The 14,971-nt window shown below is 46.7% G+C and carries 13 protein-coding genes; 2 read left to right on the forward strand and 11 right to left on the reverse strand.

What is annotated here, in order from left to right; all coding sequences use genetic code 11:
- Window positions 1-577: 577 nt before the first annotated feature.
- The 4 genes from ACH10T_RS13190 to ACH10T_RS13205 form a co-directional block, all read right to left on the reverse strand.
- A complete protein-coding gene (locus tag ACH10T_RS13190) occupies window positions 578-1,285 on the reverse strand; it encodes a hypothetical protein (RefSeq protein ID WP_394809719.1) in 708 nt (235 codons plus the stop codon).
- A 32-nt stretch (window positions 1,286-1,317) separates the two neighbouring features.
- Window positions 1,318-3,540, reverse strand: coding sequence for a Tex family protein (locus ACH10T_RS13195; protein ID WP_394809720.1), 2,223 nt, complete (start codon window positions 3,538-3,540; stop codon window positions 1,318-1,320).
- Between the two features lie 161 nt (window positions 3,541-3,701).
- Window positions 3,702-4,340 carry a hypothetical protein gene (locus ACH10T_RS13200; RefSeq protein WP_394809721.1) on the reverse strand — a complete coding sequence of 213 codons (639 nt, stop codon included), beginning with the start codon at window positions 4,338-4,340 and terminating at the stop codon, window positions 3,702-3,704.
- Between the two features lie 67 nt (window positions 4,341-4,407).
- Window positions 4,408-4,746, reverse strand: coding sequence for a DUF2007 domain-containing protein (locus ACH10T_RS13205; protein WP_394809722.1), 339 nt, complete (start codon window positions 4,744-4,746; stop codon window positions 4,408-4,410).
- Window positions 4,747-4,789: 43 nt separating this feature from the next.
- On the opposite strand from ACH10T_RS13205, the gene ACH10T_RS13210 reads away from it, so the two are divergent.
- Complete coding sequence (locus tag ACH10T_RS13210; RefSeq protein ID WP_394809754.1) at window positions 4,790-5,677, forward strand: recombination-associated protein RdgC; 888 nt, start codon at window positions 4,790-4,792, stop codon at window positions 5,675-5,677.
- A gap of 10 nt (window positions 5,678-5,687) precedes the next feature.
- Here ACH10T_RS13210 and ACH10T_RS13215 read toward each other — a convergent pair whose 3' ends face one another.
- The 7 genes from ACH10T_RS13215 to ACH10T_RS13245 all read right to left on the reverse strand — a co-directional run bounded on the left by ACH10T_RS13215 (window position 5,688) and on the right by ACH10T_RS13245 (window position 13,969).
- The gene (locus tag ACH10T_RS13215; protein WP_394809723.1) at window positions 5,688-6,371 is read right to left on the reverse strand and encodes a DUF6781 family protein; all 684 of its coding nucleotides are present in this window, start codon (window positions 6,369-6,371) and stop codon (window positions 5,688-5,690) included.
- 40 nt (window positions 6,372-6,411) lie between these two features.
- Window positions 6,412-7,728, reverse strand: a complete 1,317-nt coding sequence (gene serS / locus ACH10T_RS13220; RefSeq protein ID WP_394809724.1) for a serine--tRNA ligase — start codon at window positions 7,726-7,728, stop codon at window positions 6,412-6,414.
- 185 nt (window positions 7,729-7,913) lie between these two features.
- Window positions 7,914-9,248 carry a replication-associated recombination protein A gene (locus ACH10T_RS13225; RefSeq protein WP_394809725.1) on the reverse strand — a complete coding sequence of 445 codons (1,335 nt, stop codon included), beginning with the start codon at window positions 9,246-9,248 and terminating at the stop codon, window positions 7,914-7,916.
- Entirely contained in the window at window positions 9,226-9,852 is a 627-nt protein-coding gene (lolA, locus tag ACH10T_RS13230; RefSeq protein WP_394809726.1) for an outer membrane lipoprotein chaperone LolA, read from the reverse strand. The genes ACH10T_RS13225 and lolA overlap by 23 nt, the downstream gene beginning before the upstream one ends.
- Before the next feature lie 56 nt (window positions 9,853-9,908).
- On the reverse strand, window positions 9,909-12,203 hold the full coding sequence (locus ACH10T_RS13235; RefSeq protein WP_394809727.1) for a DNA translocase FtsK: 2,295 nt from the start codon (window positions 12,201-12,203) through the stop codon (window positions 9,909-9,911).
- Between the two features lie 198 nt (window positions 12,204-12,401).
- Complete coding sequence (locus ACH10T_RS13240; protein ID WP_394809728.1) at window positions 12,402-13,334, reverse strand: GGDEF domain-containing protein; 933 nt, start codon at window positions 13,332-13,334, stop codon at window positions 12,402-12,404.
- A 218-nt stretch (window positions 13,335-13,552) separates the two neighbouring features.
- Window positions 13,553-13,969 (reverse strand): RDD family protein, encoded by a 417-nt coding sequence (locus ACH10T_RS13245; RefSeq protein ID WP_394809729.1) that lies wholly within the window; start codon window positions 13,967-13,969, stop codon window positions 13,553-13,555.
- Between the two features lie 304 nt (window positions 13,970-14,273).
- Here ACH10T_RS13245 and ACH10T_RS13250 point away from each other — a divergent pair, with 304 nt between their 5' ends.
- Window positions 14,274-14,969 (forward strand): TonB family protein, encoded by a 696-nt coding sequence (locus ACH10T_RS13250; protein ID WP_394809730.1) that lies wholly within the window; start codon window positions 14,274-14,276, stop codon window positions 14,967-14,969.
- Window positions 14,970-14,971 lie beyond the last annotated feature (2 nt).

Genomic DNA, 14,971 nt, shown 5'->3' on the forward strand with positions numbered 1-14,971 from the left:
TTCGGCGCTTCCTTTTTAGGCTTCTTCGCTTCTTTGTTTTTGCGTTGCTGTCCTTTTGCCATGATCGTCTCCTTGTGTGATGGCAATTACATCATAAACTGAATGATAATGCTTGTGTAGCCGGCACATTCTATCGTGAAATGTGTGTTTTGTAGCTGCGTTGTTAATCAACAGAGAGCAATCTCCGCTGCCGGAACATTTGCCTGTCGGAGTGATAATTCTGGCGACACACGCCGTAGCGGAAAGAAGACGGTAGTTCTGAGAATTTGAAGCGTAAATCATAGATCCAGACACATAAGCCTCGCTCTGAAGTGTCGGCGTTCCAGTGCCGGAAACATCGCATGCAACCAGGCTTCGCGGAAAAGTGCCATTCTGATCGAGTTCCGCAACCTATTGCAGGCTGAAGGTGGTGATTCCCGGAAATTCGTTGTGTTATTAAGGAGTGTTGAAGGAGATCAATTTTTCATCACCGACTATTTTTATTCTCTCCGCAGCATCTGTGTTGTTGGTGGATGGCGTTTCGCTGATCCACCCTACCTCGCTTCACGGGTCCATTATCGAGTGGAGCGGTGTAGTATTAGGAGTCATAGCCCAGCTCCTTCTTTCTAGCATTAATTTTTGCAGTATATTTTTCATACTGCTCAATGAAACTTTTAACACCTAACTGATCAATTGGTACTGCGCCTTTTGCATACATTGTTATAACGTCTATATTTTTCAATGGATCTTCGGTGTCGTCATACCATCGAGCAAAATCAAAAATAACTCCAATTGAATCCCGCTGTATGGGGTCTCCCCCATACATGTTCCCGCTCGGCTGGAAATACGCGATGCTGAAATTTATCTTATTCCGCTCAAGTATGTTGTACAGCTGGAACCTCCAATATTCTTCGTGCTCCTTCACAATTTCCTTGTGGTCTTCTTGGTCTATCTTATCTCTGATTCTGTAGTAGCGAAGAAACATGCGGGCGGTTGTAAGCCATAGTAAGCGGTTATTACGAGGAGGATCCGTGTTTGTCCCTTTGTCGGTGAAAATGTCGTATGTTCTCTCCAGAAGTTTTATTGCTTCCTGAAGGTACTCCTGTGATGCTTTTCTTAAATCTTCTGATTTGTGTCTCTTGATCGTGGTCAAGTATAATTTCAAGGCGACTATCGCACTGATGCCGATGGCGATAGAGCCCGTGGCTTGGGCTATTTGAAGGAATGGAATGTTTTCGCCTATTGCAAGAGCAATAGTAAATGCGATCAGAGATAGCAATACGCCAATCAGTAGACCAAATAACATTTTCTCTCCTTAGATCTATAAAATGATTGTCATTATTCAGTAGTGGTACTATCAACCAACCGCATTGTTAACGCAATCCGCTTGCGCTTCTCATCGACCTCCAGCACTTTGACGGTAACCACTTGCCCCACCTTGGCAACCGTATGCGGATCTTTGACAAACTTATCCGCCAACGCGGAGATATGCACGAGTCCATCCTGATGCACGCCGATGTCGACAAACGCGCCGAAGGCTGCGACGTTGGTGACTACGCCTTCGAGCACCATGCCGGGGTGTAAGTCCTTTATCGTTTCAATGCCTTCCTTGAACGTGGCGGTTTTGAAGGTGGAGCGGGGATCGCGGCCGGGTTTTTCGAGTTCGTGCAGGATATCTTTGACGGTCAGCAGGCCGAATTGCGCGTTCGCGTATTTTTCCGGGCGGATGGATTTCAGCACCGGTTGATTGCCGATCAATCCATGGACATCCAATTTGACGTCACGGAGGATTTGCTCGACCAGCGGGTACGATTCCGGGTGCACGGCGGAAGCATCCAGCGGGTTCGTGCCGTTGGCGATGCGCAAGAATCCGGCGGCTTGTTCAAAGGTTTTTTCACCCAGGCTGGGGACTTTCAGCAAGTCTGTGCGCTTAACGAACCTGCCTTTGGTGTTGCGTAGCGTGACGATATTGTGCGCGATCTTGCTGCTGAGACCGGCGACATAGCGCAGCAACGCCGGAGAAGCGGTATTCACATCGACGCCGATGGCGTTGACGCTGTCTTCCACGACGGAATCGAGTGACCGCGCCAATTTGTTCTGGTCGACATCATGCTGATACTGGCCGACGCCAATCGATTTGGGATCAATTTTGACCAGCTCAGCCAGCGGATCTTGCAAACGGCGTGCAATCGACACCGCGCCGCGCAGCGACACGTCCAGATCCGGCAATTCTTCAGAAGCGAGTTCGGAAGCGGAATACACCGAGGCACCGGCTTCGGATACCATGATTGAAGTGAGTTTGAGTTGCGGGTATTTTTTAATCAGATCCTTGGCCAGATGATCGGTTTCGCGCGATGCCGTGCCGTTGCCAATCGCAATCAGCGTTGCCTGATGCTGCTCAGCCAATTGCTTTAACGTCTGCAGCGCAGCGTCCCAGTCATTTCTCGGCGGGTGCGGATAAATGGTGGTGGTGGCCAATACTTTCCCGGTGGCATCCACGACCGCGACTTTTACGCCGGTGCGTAGCCCCGGATCGAGGCCGATGGTGACGCGCGGACCGGCGGGCGGGGCCAGCAGCAGGGCTTTGAGGTTTTGTGCAAACACCTGAATCGCCTCGGTTTCGGCGCGTTCCTGCAGATTGCTCATGAACTCGGTTTCCAGATGCGCAAAGATTTTCGTGCGCCAGCTCGCGTGAACCGTATCGATCAACCAGGCATCTGCCGGGCGCTTTTGATCGTGGATGCTGAATTGCCGGGCGATTAACAGCTCGCACGGGTTGAGCGCGGTCGTGCGCGTTTTTTCTTCGATTTCGGAATCCAAGTGCAGCTTTAACTTCAAAACCGTTTCGCGCTCACCGCGCAGCAAAGCCAACGCGCGATGCGACGGGATTTTGCTGATCGCTTCCGCATAATCATGGTAATCGGTGAATTTGGTGTCGCTGTCTTTTTTGTCCTTGGCGGCTTTGGCAGTCAGGATGCCATGCCTGCGCAGATATTCACGTAGCGTCTGGAGTAACGGCGCCTGTTCGGCGAAACGTTCCATCAGGATATGCTGTGCGCCTTCCAGCGCCTGTTCCGTATCCGCAACGCCGGGATTGTCGCCTTCCTCGGTAGTGAAAGGCGCTTTAAGATATTTGGCCGCTTCGGTTTCTGGATTGAGCCTCGGGTTATTCAGCAATGAATCCGCCAACGCTTGCAAACCGGCTTCATGGGCTATTTGCGCCTTGGTGCGGCGTTTTTTGCGATACGGCAGATACAAATCTTCCAGATGAGCTTTGTCTTCGGTATGCGTGATGGCATCGAGTAGTTCCGGGGTCATTTTGTTTTGCTTTTCGATCGCCGAAATGATCGCAAGCCGCCTTTTTTCGAGTTCACGCAAACTGTGCAAGCGCTCTTCCAGCAAGCGCAGTTGCACGTCATCCAGTCCACCGGTGGCTTCTTTGCGATAGCGGGCGATAAAAGGCACGGTGGCGCCTTCGTCCAATAATTTAACGGTGGATAGAATTTGTGTCAGTTTTACAGCCAGTTCTTTGGCGAGGCGTTGTTCTATCGATGGCAGCATGGAGTTGAATTTGGAAGAATGAAAACGAGGAAGGGATGGTAAACCAATCTGTCATACAATCGCAATTTGTTGCGGTAACGATAAGAACCAAAGCACTAATCAGTGAAGTTACTTATTGAGGTTCGCAAATTCACTTTATTTTACTGCATTACACTGCAGCGCTATGCCTCATTGGGTGGAAATCGATTTGAAATTGGATCAATTACCTCGATTGCTTTGGTTTCTTGATTGAAAGCCAAGAGAATTACACCATTTATTACTCGTGCAGAATTAAGTATTTCAATCATTCTTGAATCTAGCTTATACAAATGGAAATCATATAGAAATGCCAAGAATGCTTGAATACCTTGTTCGTATTCCTCTTGAGATGAGTCGGTTGAAATAAGCAGCTTGAATTTAATTTCAGAATCAATTTCGGCCAGGACGGAAAATACAAGCGAGTAAAGTTGCTCCTTAGAGATTTTTCCAGATGACCCAAGCAAAGTGATTTTAGGTGCTGATGGTCCAATAATCTTTTCTGATAGCTTTTTGAAACCTGCTTTCAGTAAGTTGTAGTGATCTTTTCCCATTTCTTTAAGAAAGCCATCGAAGTAGGATTTGCTGATGTAAACGATGACAGCGGTTGGGAGCAGCCACTCTAATGTGGCATATGGTCCACTTTCTTCATGTGATTCAATTTGAAGGTTTAGTTCGTCGCAAGAAATCAATTGCGTGAAGTCTGCGAAGGTATTAGCTGGAATAGAGTCAACGTGAAAAATGGCGATGTGAGGCTGAGATGTCGAAGCAAATTTATTTGTCATGACTATTTCTTGAATTTCCAAATGGTGCAAAATAACTTCAAAAGAATATTTTTCTTTAGCACGAAAGTTAGTTGCGAATATGATCTTGGTGCAACGCAACCTCCAAACCACCCCCGCATTTCCAGCACAACTGAAAATTCGCCGGATTTTCCTCACCGCAAGCTGGGCAGTGTACGGTTCCTGTCGCCACCGGAGCTTTCTCGTAGGCTTCAATCACAAGTTTGCCGCGCTCATAGTCTGCGTCACGCATGACCCAAACTTCCGGGTAGGCATGCGTGAAGGGTATTTCCCCCATGCCGCTTTGCGCGTGTTGGTTAAATAATTGCGCCGGAATATAGGCGTGTTCGAGCAGATCAAGTACTATCTGTGCTTCCATCAAATTGTTGGCAGAGTAAACTTTTTTCATGCAATGAGAATTGCTAAATACAATCGATTAATTGAGTAAAATTATGTGGTTTAGAAACTTACAAGCATATCGTATCGCCAGCGGAAATATAACACTGAATAGTCTCGAGGAGGTACTTTCACAGCGTGCCTTGCAACCCTGCATGCAAATGGAGATGCAAAGCCGTGGTTGGGTTGTGCCGCGCGAGGAAAAAGAGAGTTTTGTGCATGCTTATGGCCAGCAGTGGTTGGTCGCTTTGGGGGTTGAAAAGAAATTATTGCCGGCCGGGGTGATTAATCAACATGCCAAATCCCGGCTTGCGCAAATTGAACAAACGCAGGGCTACAAGCCGGGCAAGAAACAGGTTAGAGACATTAAGGAAGCAACGATTATTGAGTTGTTGCCACGTGCCTTTACACAACGCCATAAGACGTATGCCTGGATTGATGGCGTCAATAACCGGCTGGTTATCGATACGGCGAGTCCCACCAAAGCCGATGAATTCGTTGAGGTACTGCTGAAATCGTTGAATGGCCTGGCTTTGGAGCCGCTGGATACGCAAATTTCGCCTGCTTCGGCCATGACGCGATGGCTGTCCGGCGATGACCTGCCATCCATTTTTACGATTGATCGCGATTGTGAACTGCAAGGCATGAGTGATGAAAAAGCAACGGTCAAATATACCCGCCATGTTTTGGAAGCCGAAGAAACAACGCGGCATATCCGGGCAGGAAAGCGAGTGATCAAATTGGCGATGACCTGGAACAGCAAAATTTCATTTGTTTTGCAGGACAATCTTCAACTTCGGCGGATTACACCTTTGGATATCCTGAAAGAATCTACCGAATCGGATGAAGAGTTATTTGCCAGTGACTTTGCCATTATGACGGGTGAGTTGAGCCAGCTCATCACCGACGTCATCGATGCGTTGGGCGGCGAAGATCACGGTTAAACCGGCTGCTTTAGTGCTTGCCGGTTTTGGATTGATCCTTGATTCCAGATAGCACACCGCTCGCAGATTTGTTAACAAAATCAGCGGTCTTTTGTGCCAAACTGGTACCTGCTTCCACTTGAGAATGTCCCACCGAAGCGATCTGCTGCGCGAAAGTGGCCAATGTTTCTTTCAACTGCGATCCCACATTAGTGCCAGTATTTTTGGCATGGTGGCTCAAATCGAGCAGAACATCGGCAATCAACCCTTGTGCGGCTGTGGCTGTGTGATGCAGCGTATCCAGGAACAGGCTTTCCAGGCTTTCCAGGTCAGAACGGGTGCGTGCCAATTCTGTATCAGAGAATTTTTTTGCCTGCCCTGCCGCTTCTTCAATGGCGAGCTTGGAAGCTTCGGCAAATTTTGCCAGCGCTGAATCCAATCCAGAGACTGCTTCAGTGATTTGTGTTTTTGCAGCATGCGCCTGATTGGTTGCTTGCTGTAACTGTTGCGAAGCGCCGTCGTGCGCGCCTTGCATGACGGCAGTGATGATCCGCTGTAAGGAGTCCAGATCAACACGCTGCGCGTTCATTGCTTTCAGCGTTAAACGGTGTACGATATCCTGAATATGTGAACCATTGGCTACCGCCTCACGAACTTCAGCTTCTAACGCTTCCATATCACTGTTGTTTGGCTTGCTGGTATTTTCATTGTGCATGATGATGAACCCTATAAAATATTAAAAGATACTTCGTTTTTCATTCTCCTCCGGTTCTCCCGAGTTGGTCAAGGCCATTCATATAAGGACGTAAAACTTCCGGAATGGAGACACTGCCATCCGCATTCTGATAATTTTCCAGCACCGCCACCAGCGTGCGACCCACAGCCAGCCCGGAACCGTTCAATGTATGCAGCAGCGCGGGTTTCCCATTTTCATTGCGAAAGCGTGCTTGCATGCGCCGTGCCTGGAATGCTTCACAGTTACTGCATGAGGAAATTTCCCGGTAAGTATTTTGTGCCGGTAGCCAGACTTCAATATCGTACGTTTTCGCCGCCGAAAAGCCCATGTCACCCGTGCACAGTGCCATGACGCGATAAGGGAGCGCCAATTTCTGTAGAATCTTTTCCGCATGACCGACCAATTGCTCCAGAGCTTCATAGGATTGATCGGGGTGAACAATGTGCACCAGTTCAACCTTGTCAAATTGATGCTGGCGGATCAGGCCGCGCGTATCCCTGCCATAACTGCCCGCCTCGGAACGAAAACACGGTGTATGTGCAACATATTTTAGCGGCAGGGATTGCAGTGGTACGATTTCATCACGCACCATATTGGTAATAGGTACTTCTGCAGTTGGGATGAGATGAAACTCCGGTGAATTGGCTGCCCCGGAATGATCTACACCACTGGCGTTGACTGCAAACAAATCTTCTTCGAACTTGGGTAATTGACCCGTGCCGCGTAAACTTTCCCGATTAACCAAATAGGGTACATACGCTTCCATGTAGCCGTGTTCCTGCGTATGGGTATCCAGCATGAATTGAGCGAGTGCGCGGTGTAAACGGGCAAGTCCGCCTTTCATCAGGCTGAATCGTGTGCCACTGAGTTTCGCAGCCGTTTCAAAATCCAATAGTCCTAGCCCTTCACCGATGCTGACATGATCTTTGATGGCAAAATCAAATTGCCGCGGCTCGCCCCAGCGGCGAATCTGCTGATTATGCTCTTCATTTTTTCCTTCCGGAACGCTGTCGTGAGGCAGGTTAGGGACTTCGAGCAATATTTTCTGCAAGCTGTTCTGAATTTGCTCCAATTGCGTCTCGGCTTGCTTTAGCGCGTCGCCCAGATGCGCTACTTCGGCCATTATGACCGAAACATCTTCCCCTTTACTCTTGGCATTACCGATTTTTTTCGATGCCGCATTGCGCTGTGCTTGCAGCTCCTGAGTTTGGGTCTGAATGGTTTTGCGTTCCGCCTCTAAGGCATTAAACGCTTCGGTCGGAAAGGCATAACCTCTTTTGGCAAGCTGCCGGGTGACAGTATCCAGATCAGTCCGTAGTTGTTGAATATCTAACATACAAAAACTCCAAAATAGCCGGTGTAGATTGAAATGATTTTTAGGGCTCCTCTAAAAATTCAAAGTTCTAAACAACACGGGGCACGAGAAAAAAATGGTTACGCAGCATATGCATACTATGTAAGGAAACATTTTTTTCAAGCGACAAAGTGTTGTGACGAAATTTGGATTTCTAGAGATGCCCTTTATATTTTATGCTTAGCTTGCTTATCCAGATTGCGCAAATAAGTCAGTTTTTCCAGTATTTTTTGCTCCAATCCGTAGACCGTTGGTTGATAAAAACTGACCTCCGGCATTTCGTCCGGGAAGTAATTTTCTCCAGCCGCGTATGCCTCCGGGCAATCATGCGCATAGCGGTATGCGTTTCCATGACCGATTTCTTTCATCAATTGGGTTGGCGCATTGCGCAGATGGATGGGCACACGGCGTGATTTGTCATGTGCAATGAAGGCACGTGCTTTATTGTAAGCTAGGTAGGCCGCGTTACTTTTGGGCGCGCAAGCGAGATACAAAGCCGCTTGCGCTAATGCCAATTCGCCTTCCGGGCTGCCCAGACGCTCGTAAGTCTCGCAAGCGTCTAACGCCAGGCGCAAGGCGCGGGGATCTGCCAGGCCAATGTCTTCGGTTGCCATGCGAACCAAACGTCGCCCGATATACAAGGCATCGGTTCCGCCATCGAGCATACGGCACAACCAGTAGAGTGCCGCGTCGGGGGAAGATCCGCGTATGGATTTGTGTAAGGCGGATATCTGGTCGTAAAACGCGTCACCACCGTTGTCAAAGTTGCGGGCATTGCGCGACAATGCATTGAGAACAGTGTCTTTGCTAATTTCTGAACTAGTTTTAGTTTCAGCCACCGTGCTGATTTGCTCGAGCAGATTCAGCAAGCGTCGCGCATCGCCATCGGAGAATTCGATCAAGAGATGTCGTGCTTCGTCCGAGAATTGCAGATTACCGAGCGCCAGTTTTTGTGCGCGTTCAAATAGCTGAGACAATTCTTGTTCGGATAAGGCAGTGAGAACATAAACCTGGGCACGCGACAGAAGTGCGTTATTCACTTCAAACGAGGGGTTCTCGGTCGTGGCGCCGATAAAAGTGATCAAGCCTTGTTCAACGTACGGCAAGAAAGCGTCTTGTTGTGATTTGTTAAAACGGTGTACTTCGTCGACAAGAAGAATGGTATGCCGCCCGCTTTGTTGCAATACTAATTGGGCTTGTTCAATTGCGTTGCGAATATCTTTTATACCTGACAGCACAGCAGACAAGGCAATGAATTCGCTATTAAATTCGGTTGACATGATACGTGCCAGTGTGGTTTTTCCTGTTCCCGGCGGACCCCATAAAATCATCGAGTGCGGTTTTCCCGATTCAAAAGCCAGGCGCAACGGCTTCCCGGCGCCGAGCAAGTGGCTTTGCCCGATGACATCGTTCAGATGCTTGGGGCGTAGCTGTTCGGCGAGTGGCGCTTTGGGTTTGTTGGATGAAAACAGATCGGTATCACTCGCTGATGACATCTGCATTATCAGGAGGTATGAATTTAAATAAATCAGCCGGTAAACTGGGATTCTTGTCCAGATCTGAAAATACCAGTAATGTGGTTTGGCCAAAACTATCGCGTAACGCCATAATCTTAAGTGCGCCTTCCGGTGAAAATCCCATTTGGATAAACTCAAAAGCGCTTTCTTTGCTTTTTGGAATGGCCTCAAGCCATTCAATCTGATTTTGCAGGCCGAGTTCAATCAGCTCGAAATTATCTTCGATGGCACTGCTACCGGCAAGGAGCGCAGCCGGGCTGCTGCCGATAGCGATATTGAATTGCCGCACGGTAACCTGATTGAGGTCGCGATCATAAAACCAAACCTGCGTGCCGTCGCCTACGATGAGTTGTTCATACGGTTTATCATACGTCCAGCGGAATTTCTCCGGGCGTTCAAATTGCATGGTACCGTTTGATTCCTGTATGGTGCGGGCGTTTTTGTCATACAGCGTTTGAGAAAAATTTGCGCGTACCGTACGGGTTTCCTGGATGAAGGTTTTTAGACTGTCGATGGCGGCCGCTTCAACGCGTACCGGTATCAGGCTAACGAATAACAAGAAAAAAAAGGCACAGCTTGAACGAACCATAATGTTCCTGTTGTGATGTTGTCGGGGGGTGCTAAGCATGATCGCCGAGAATTAGATCACTCGCCGCGTGACGGAGCCAATACTTCCCGGTTGCCGTTGCTTTGCATGGACGAAACCAAACCGGTTCGCTCCATTTCTTCGATGAGCCGCGCTGCGCGATTATAGCCGATACGTAAATTCCTTTGCACCAAAGAAATCGAAGCGCGGCGGGTTTTGACGACAATAGCCACAGCCTCGTCGTAGAGCGGATCTGCTTCACCTTCTGCCGGCTTTTTAATATCAAGCGAGTTACCGGCATCGCTTTCTTCGTCATCAATCTTTAAAATATCTTCGATGTAGTTTGGTTCGCCATGCTCTTTCAGATACTCAACCACTCTGTGTACTTCGTGATCGGCAACAAAAGCACCGTGAATGCGCTGCGGGTAGCCGCTACCCGGCGGTAAATACAACATGTCCCCTTGGCCCAGCAGCGCCTCGGCACCCATTTGATCGAGAATGGTGCGTGAATCAATCTTGCTGGATACTTGAAAGGCAATCCGGGTCGGAATATTGGCTTTGATCAGGCCGGTAATCACATCGACTGAAGGGCGTTGCGTTGCCAATAAAAGATGTATACCGGATGCCCTTGCTTTTTGTGCCAGGCGGGCGATCAGATGCTCAACTTTTTTACCCACGACCATCATCAAATCGGCTAATTCATCAATCACCACAACAATGAGCGGTAATTCTTCCAGGTACTCCGGTGCTTCTGGCGGCGCAAATGGATTAACCACAGGTTCTTCATTTTTAACGGCATCACGAATTTTTTGATTGTAGCCGCCGAGATTGCGTACACCCAGCGCTGACATCAGCTTATAGCGCCGTTCCATTTCGTTGACACACCAGCGTAGTGCACTGGCGGCTTCGCGCATATCGGTTACAACGGGCGTCAGCAGATGCGGAATGCCTTCATACACGGATAATTCCAACATTTTCGGGTCAATCAGGATCAAGCGGGTTTGATCTGGAGTAGTTTTATAGACCAGGCTTAGAATGACCGCATTAATCGCGACGGATTTTCCTGAGCCGGTTGTTCCGGCTACCAGTGCATGAGGCATTTTTGCCAGATCCGATACAACCGGGCGTCCGCTGATATCCTTACCTAACGCAATGGTCAGTGGTGAAGCAGAGTCGGCATATACCTGTGAACTGAGGATTTCCTGCAGTCGCACAATTTGTCGCTTGGGATTGGGGATTTCGAGTCCCATACTGGTTTTTCCCGGAATGGTTTCGACCACCCGGATACTGGCCACGGATAATGCACGTGCCAGATCTTTAATCAGATTGATGACCTGATTGCCTTTGACACCGACCGCCGGTTCAATTTCATAGCGTGTAATAACTGGACCGGGGAAAGCGGCGACTACTTTGACATCCACGCCAAATTCCTTGAGTTTTCGTTCGATTAAACGGGATGTGAATTCGATGGTTTCCTTGGATAGCACTTCAAAGTCTTTTTCCGGCTCATCCAGAAGATGCAGAGGGGGTAAAGGCGAATCGGGTAAGTCAGAAAATAGAGAAGGCTGCCTTTCTTTGACAATACGTTGCGATTTAATAATATTCGTAGTGGGCGGCTCAATATGCAGGAGCGGGCTGCTTTCTATGCGTTTCTTTTCATTCTCGACGACTTTCTCGCGAACGTGCGATGCAACAATGCCTGCAAATTTGTCTTTTCTTGTTTCCCATAGTTCTTTTGTCAGTAATAAGAGATTCTCAATGCTTTCACCGATCTTTTCTACAAAACGTACCCAGGATAGGCCGGTAAATTGACTGAAACCGATTGCGATGAATATTAATAATGTTAGTGTTGCACCGATAAAACCGAGTATCTGTGAGAGATAATGACTGATAGTACTACCTAGCATACCGCCCGGCACCAGCGGCAGCGAAACACTGATGGTGTAAAACCTGAGCGACTCCAATCCGCTACTGGCAGATAGCAGCAGTAAAAAACCTCCCGCTGAGAGTAACACGGAGTGCCGGTCAAAAATTCCGGCAGTATCAATGCGGTGGTAGCTCCAGCTAACGGCTGAGAGAAAGAAAGCGACCCACCACCATGCGGAGGCGCCAAACAGGTACAGCAGAAAATCAGCCAGCCAGGCGCCAACATGTCCGCCTGCATTCTGAATTTGATTGGAATCGCCGCTATGTGACCAACCTGCATCTCCGCGATCATAACTAAAAAATATCAATATGAGATAAAGTGCGGCACCCACTAGGATCAACCAACCGGATTCACGCAATAATCGGGCTACTCTGGGTGAGAAGGAATGGCTGCTTTTCTTGGCCATTGGTTTATTTATTAAACTCATGGGTATCTCAGAAACGAAAGGTTTTGTCTGTCTGATACGCTAAATTATATAAGAGAATCTGAAGTGATTTCTCTAGTGCATCGGTAAATGCATTTTATTGTTTAAATCTGAGGTATCTGAGTAGGACTGAACAAGATAGTGTCTTTCCTGGCTTCAACCCTTAGAGTGGAATTGTTCGAGAAAAATCTCAAAATTTAATCAATTAGATCTTGATCGCGATAAGATAGCAGCTACGTTGGGTTTTTCTTTATTGGCAACTTCCGGCAAGGTTGAAACAAAATTCCCTCCGTTACGTTTTGAAATAAATAATGCCTCTTCTGCACGTTTACACAAATTTATTCTTTTATCTGCTTCATTCAGCGTAGCAATACCGATACTTATTGTGATTTTGTTTTCTGTGTTTTTATCTATCTTGGCAGAAATCTTTTTGCGAATTGCTTCACATACATCTTTGGCTTCGGTTAATTCTGTTTCATGAAATAAAATAGCAAATACATTAATATCTATACGGTAGAAAAGATCGGATGTTCGGATATCGGTTTTAATCTCGTGGGAGATTCTTTTAATGGAATCATTCTTATTTCTAAAATCATAGTTATCACTAAATAGCTTTAAAAGATCAATGTCAATAATAGCGACACATAGATTTCGATGATAGCGTTTGCAACGCAGTATTTCAGTGTCTAATTCAGACTCAAACGCTTGTCTATTCTTATATCCGGTAATTGGGTCGATCAGTATCTGAGACATTAAGCTGGATATATCAATATTCGCCTTTTTGATTTTGATGACCATGATTGCGGAACAGATGATCAATAATAAAGTAATGCCCCGATTAAACAGAACAATATTCATCGGTACTACTATGCCAGGCGATAAATAGAAGCCGATTATTGTGAATATAATTCCCAATGCAGCAATAAAGTAGGTAAATTGAATCCCACACACCCACAGGCTGGCAAATATGACTAATGCATAGGGTGCGCCGGCTGCGACACCCAGTGGTAGTTGTAAGTCAATTATCAAAATAGAGAGCGTTGCAACTAAGATAATTAAACTATTAGCCTGAATTGTGAATTCTCTGAATAAGAGTTTTAGATTAACGGTTGCTGAGAGAATTTGGCTACGCATCTGTTTGAGTGAAGATCTGTATGAAAGTATGGTTTGTGTTTATATTTTACGGATTGCGGAACCCAATCTTTATGTGCAACTTGGCGCGTTAGTAAAATTATAACAATTTATTCATTATACATTGTTTCTTAAAAACAAAGTTTGAAATTCTGTGCATTGATTAGGTGGGTGGATGAGATTTAATGACAACCCTTGAAAGTGTGAAATTTTCGTTAATTCTAATTTTCTTTTTTAATGATGCGGGTCCCTGCCAACCGGTCATGAAGAAATTGATGATCGCGATCAAATAGCGCCCAGATAATTCCAAAACCAAAAAAGAAAATGCTTATTAATGCAAATAGGTAGCGTGTAATGGCCTGTTTTTTCGTTAAGCTGCTGCCATCTGTGGCGACAAGACGCATCTTCCAGGTTTGCATAGCCAGCGTTTGTCCGCCATGTGTCCAGTACCAAGAAAAGTAGTATCCCATAATAATGAGCAGATAAAACTGAAACAGTGGTCTAAAGTATGTGGCTTGTGTATCGCTGAAAATGAGGTGGAAAATAAAACTGGCGAGAAATAAAACGGCCAATAAAAGAAGAAACTCATAAATCATACAGATTATTCGCCGCCAGAAGCCGGGTGTTGAGTTGGTCATATTTGACTTGGATCGATAAGAGTGATGGCGTTGTGATGTGATAGCCAAATAGGAGTCGGTAAGGAAGTAGCGAGATAGTGCATGTTAAAAAATAATTCAGTATAAGTTTCAGTGATTGATAATTATTATCGTTTGCGTTATTATATTAGATTACAAAGCGTAACCTGAACTTATGTGTATATTATAACAACTATAATATGGCGGGGCTGTAATTTAGGGTTCATAAATAAAAAGCAAAATCACTGGCATCCAACCCATCTTAGATCAAGTAAGTAAGCAGTTTGTCTGGATTTGTTATTCTGTAATGCAATCATTATCTCGGAAAAATATTGAGTATTTAGGGTCGTGGCAACGTTTTATCTCATTACCCGGATTTTTGTTTGTACTCATAGTGCACGCTGTATTATTTTATTTTCTATGGAATCAGCGTTTAATTCCACCGCCTGAACAAATGGTCACATTGTTTGCCGAGTTAATTGCATCATCACCGCCTAATGCTGTACCTAAAGCCTTGCCAGAACCTGCACCCGTTAAACTTCAACCGGCAAAAAAACCTGTGGTTAAGCCAAAACAAGAGCGCCTCATAACACAGTCACCTGTGGCATCGGAGCAGAAACAAGTTGAGTCTCTACCGGAGCCAGTAGTGGAACAAGCAAAAGAATCCAAGCCTGTGGTTGAGGCGCCGCCAACACAAATGCAAACAGGGCCAGTTACGTTGTCATCGGAATTGTCTGTTTCTTGCCCTAAATTGACTGCGCCCGATTATCCTGCCATTTCACGGCGTATGGGCGAAGAGGGTAAATTGGTGCTGCGCGTGGAACTCGATGAAACTGGGCATATTGACGAGGCAAAAGTTATTAATAGCAGTGGTTATGAACGTCTTGATGCGGCTGCATTAACCGCAGTGAAAAGCTGGCAATGTAATCCATCGCTGCGAAATGGCCAGCCGGTTCGGGCTGTTGCCTTACAACCCTTTAATTTTGTACTGCAAGGAAATTAATC

This window comes from Nitrosomonas sp. (genome assembly GCF_043753625.1).
Taxonomy (GTDB): Bacteria; Pseudomonadota; Gammaproteobacteria; order Burkholderiales; family Nitrosomonadaceae; genus Nitrosomonas.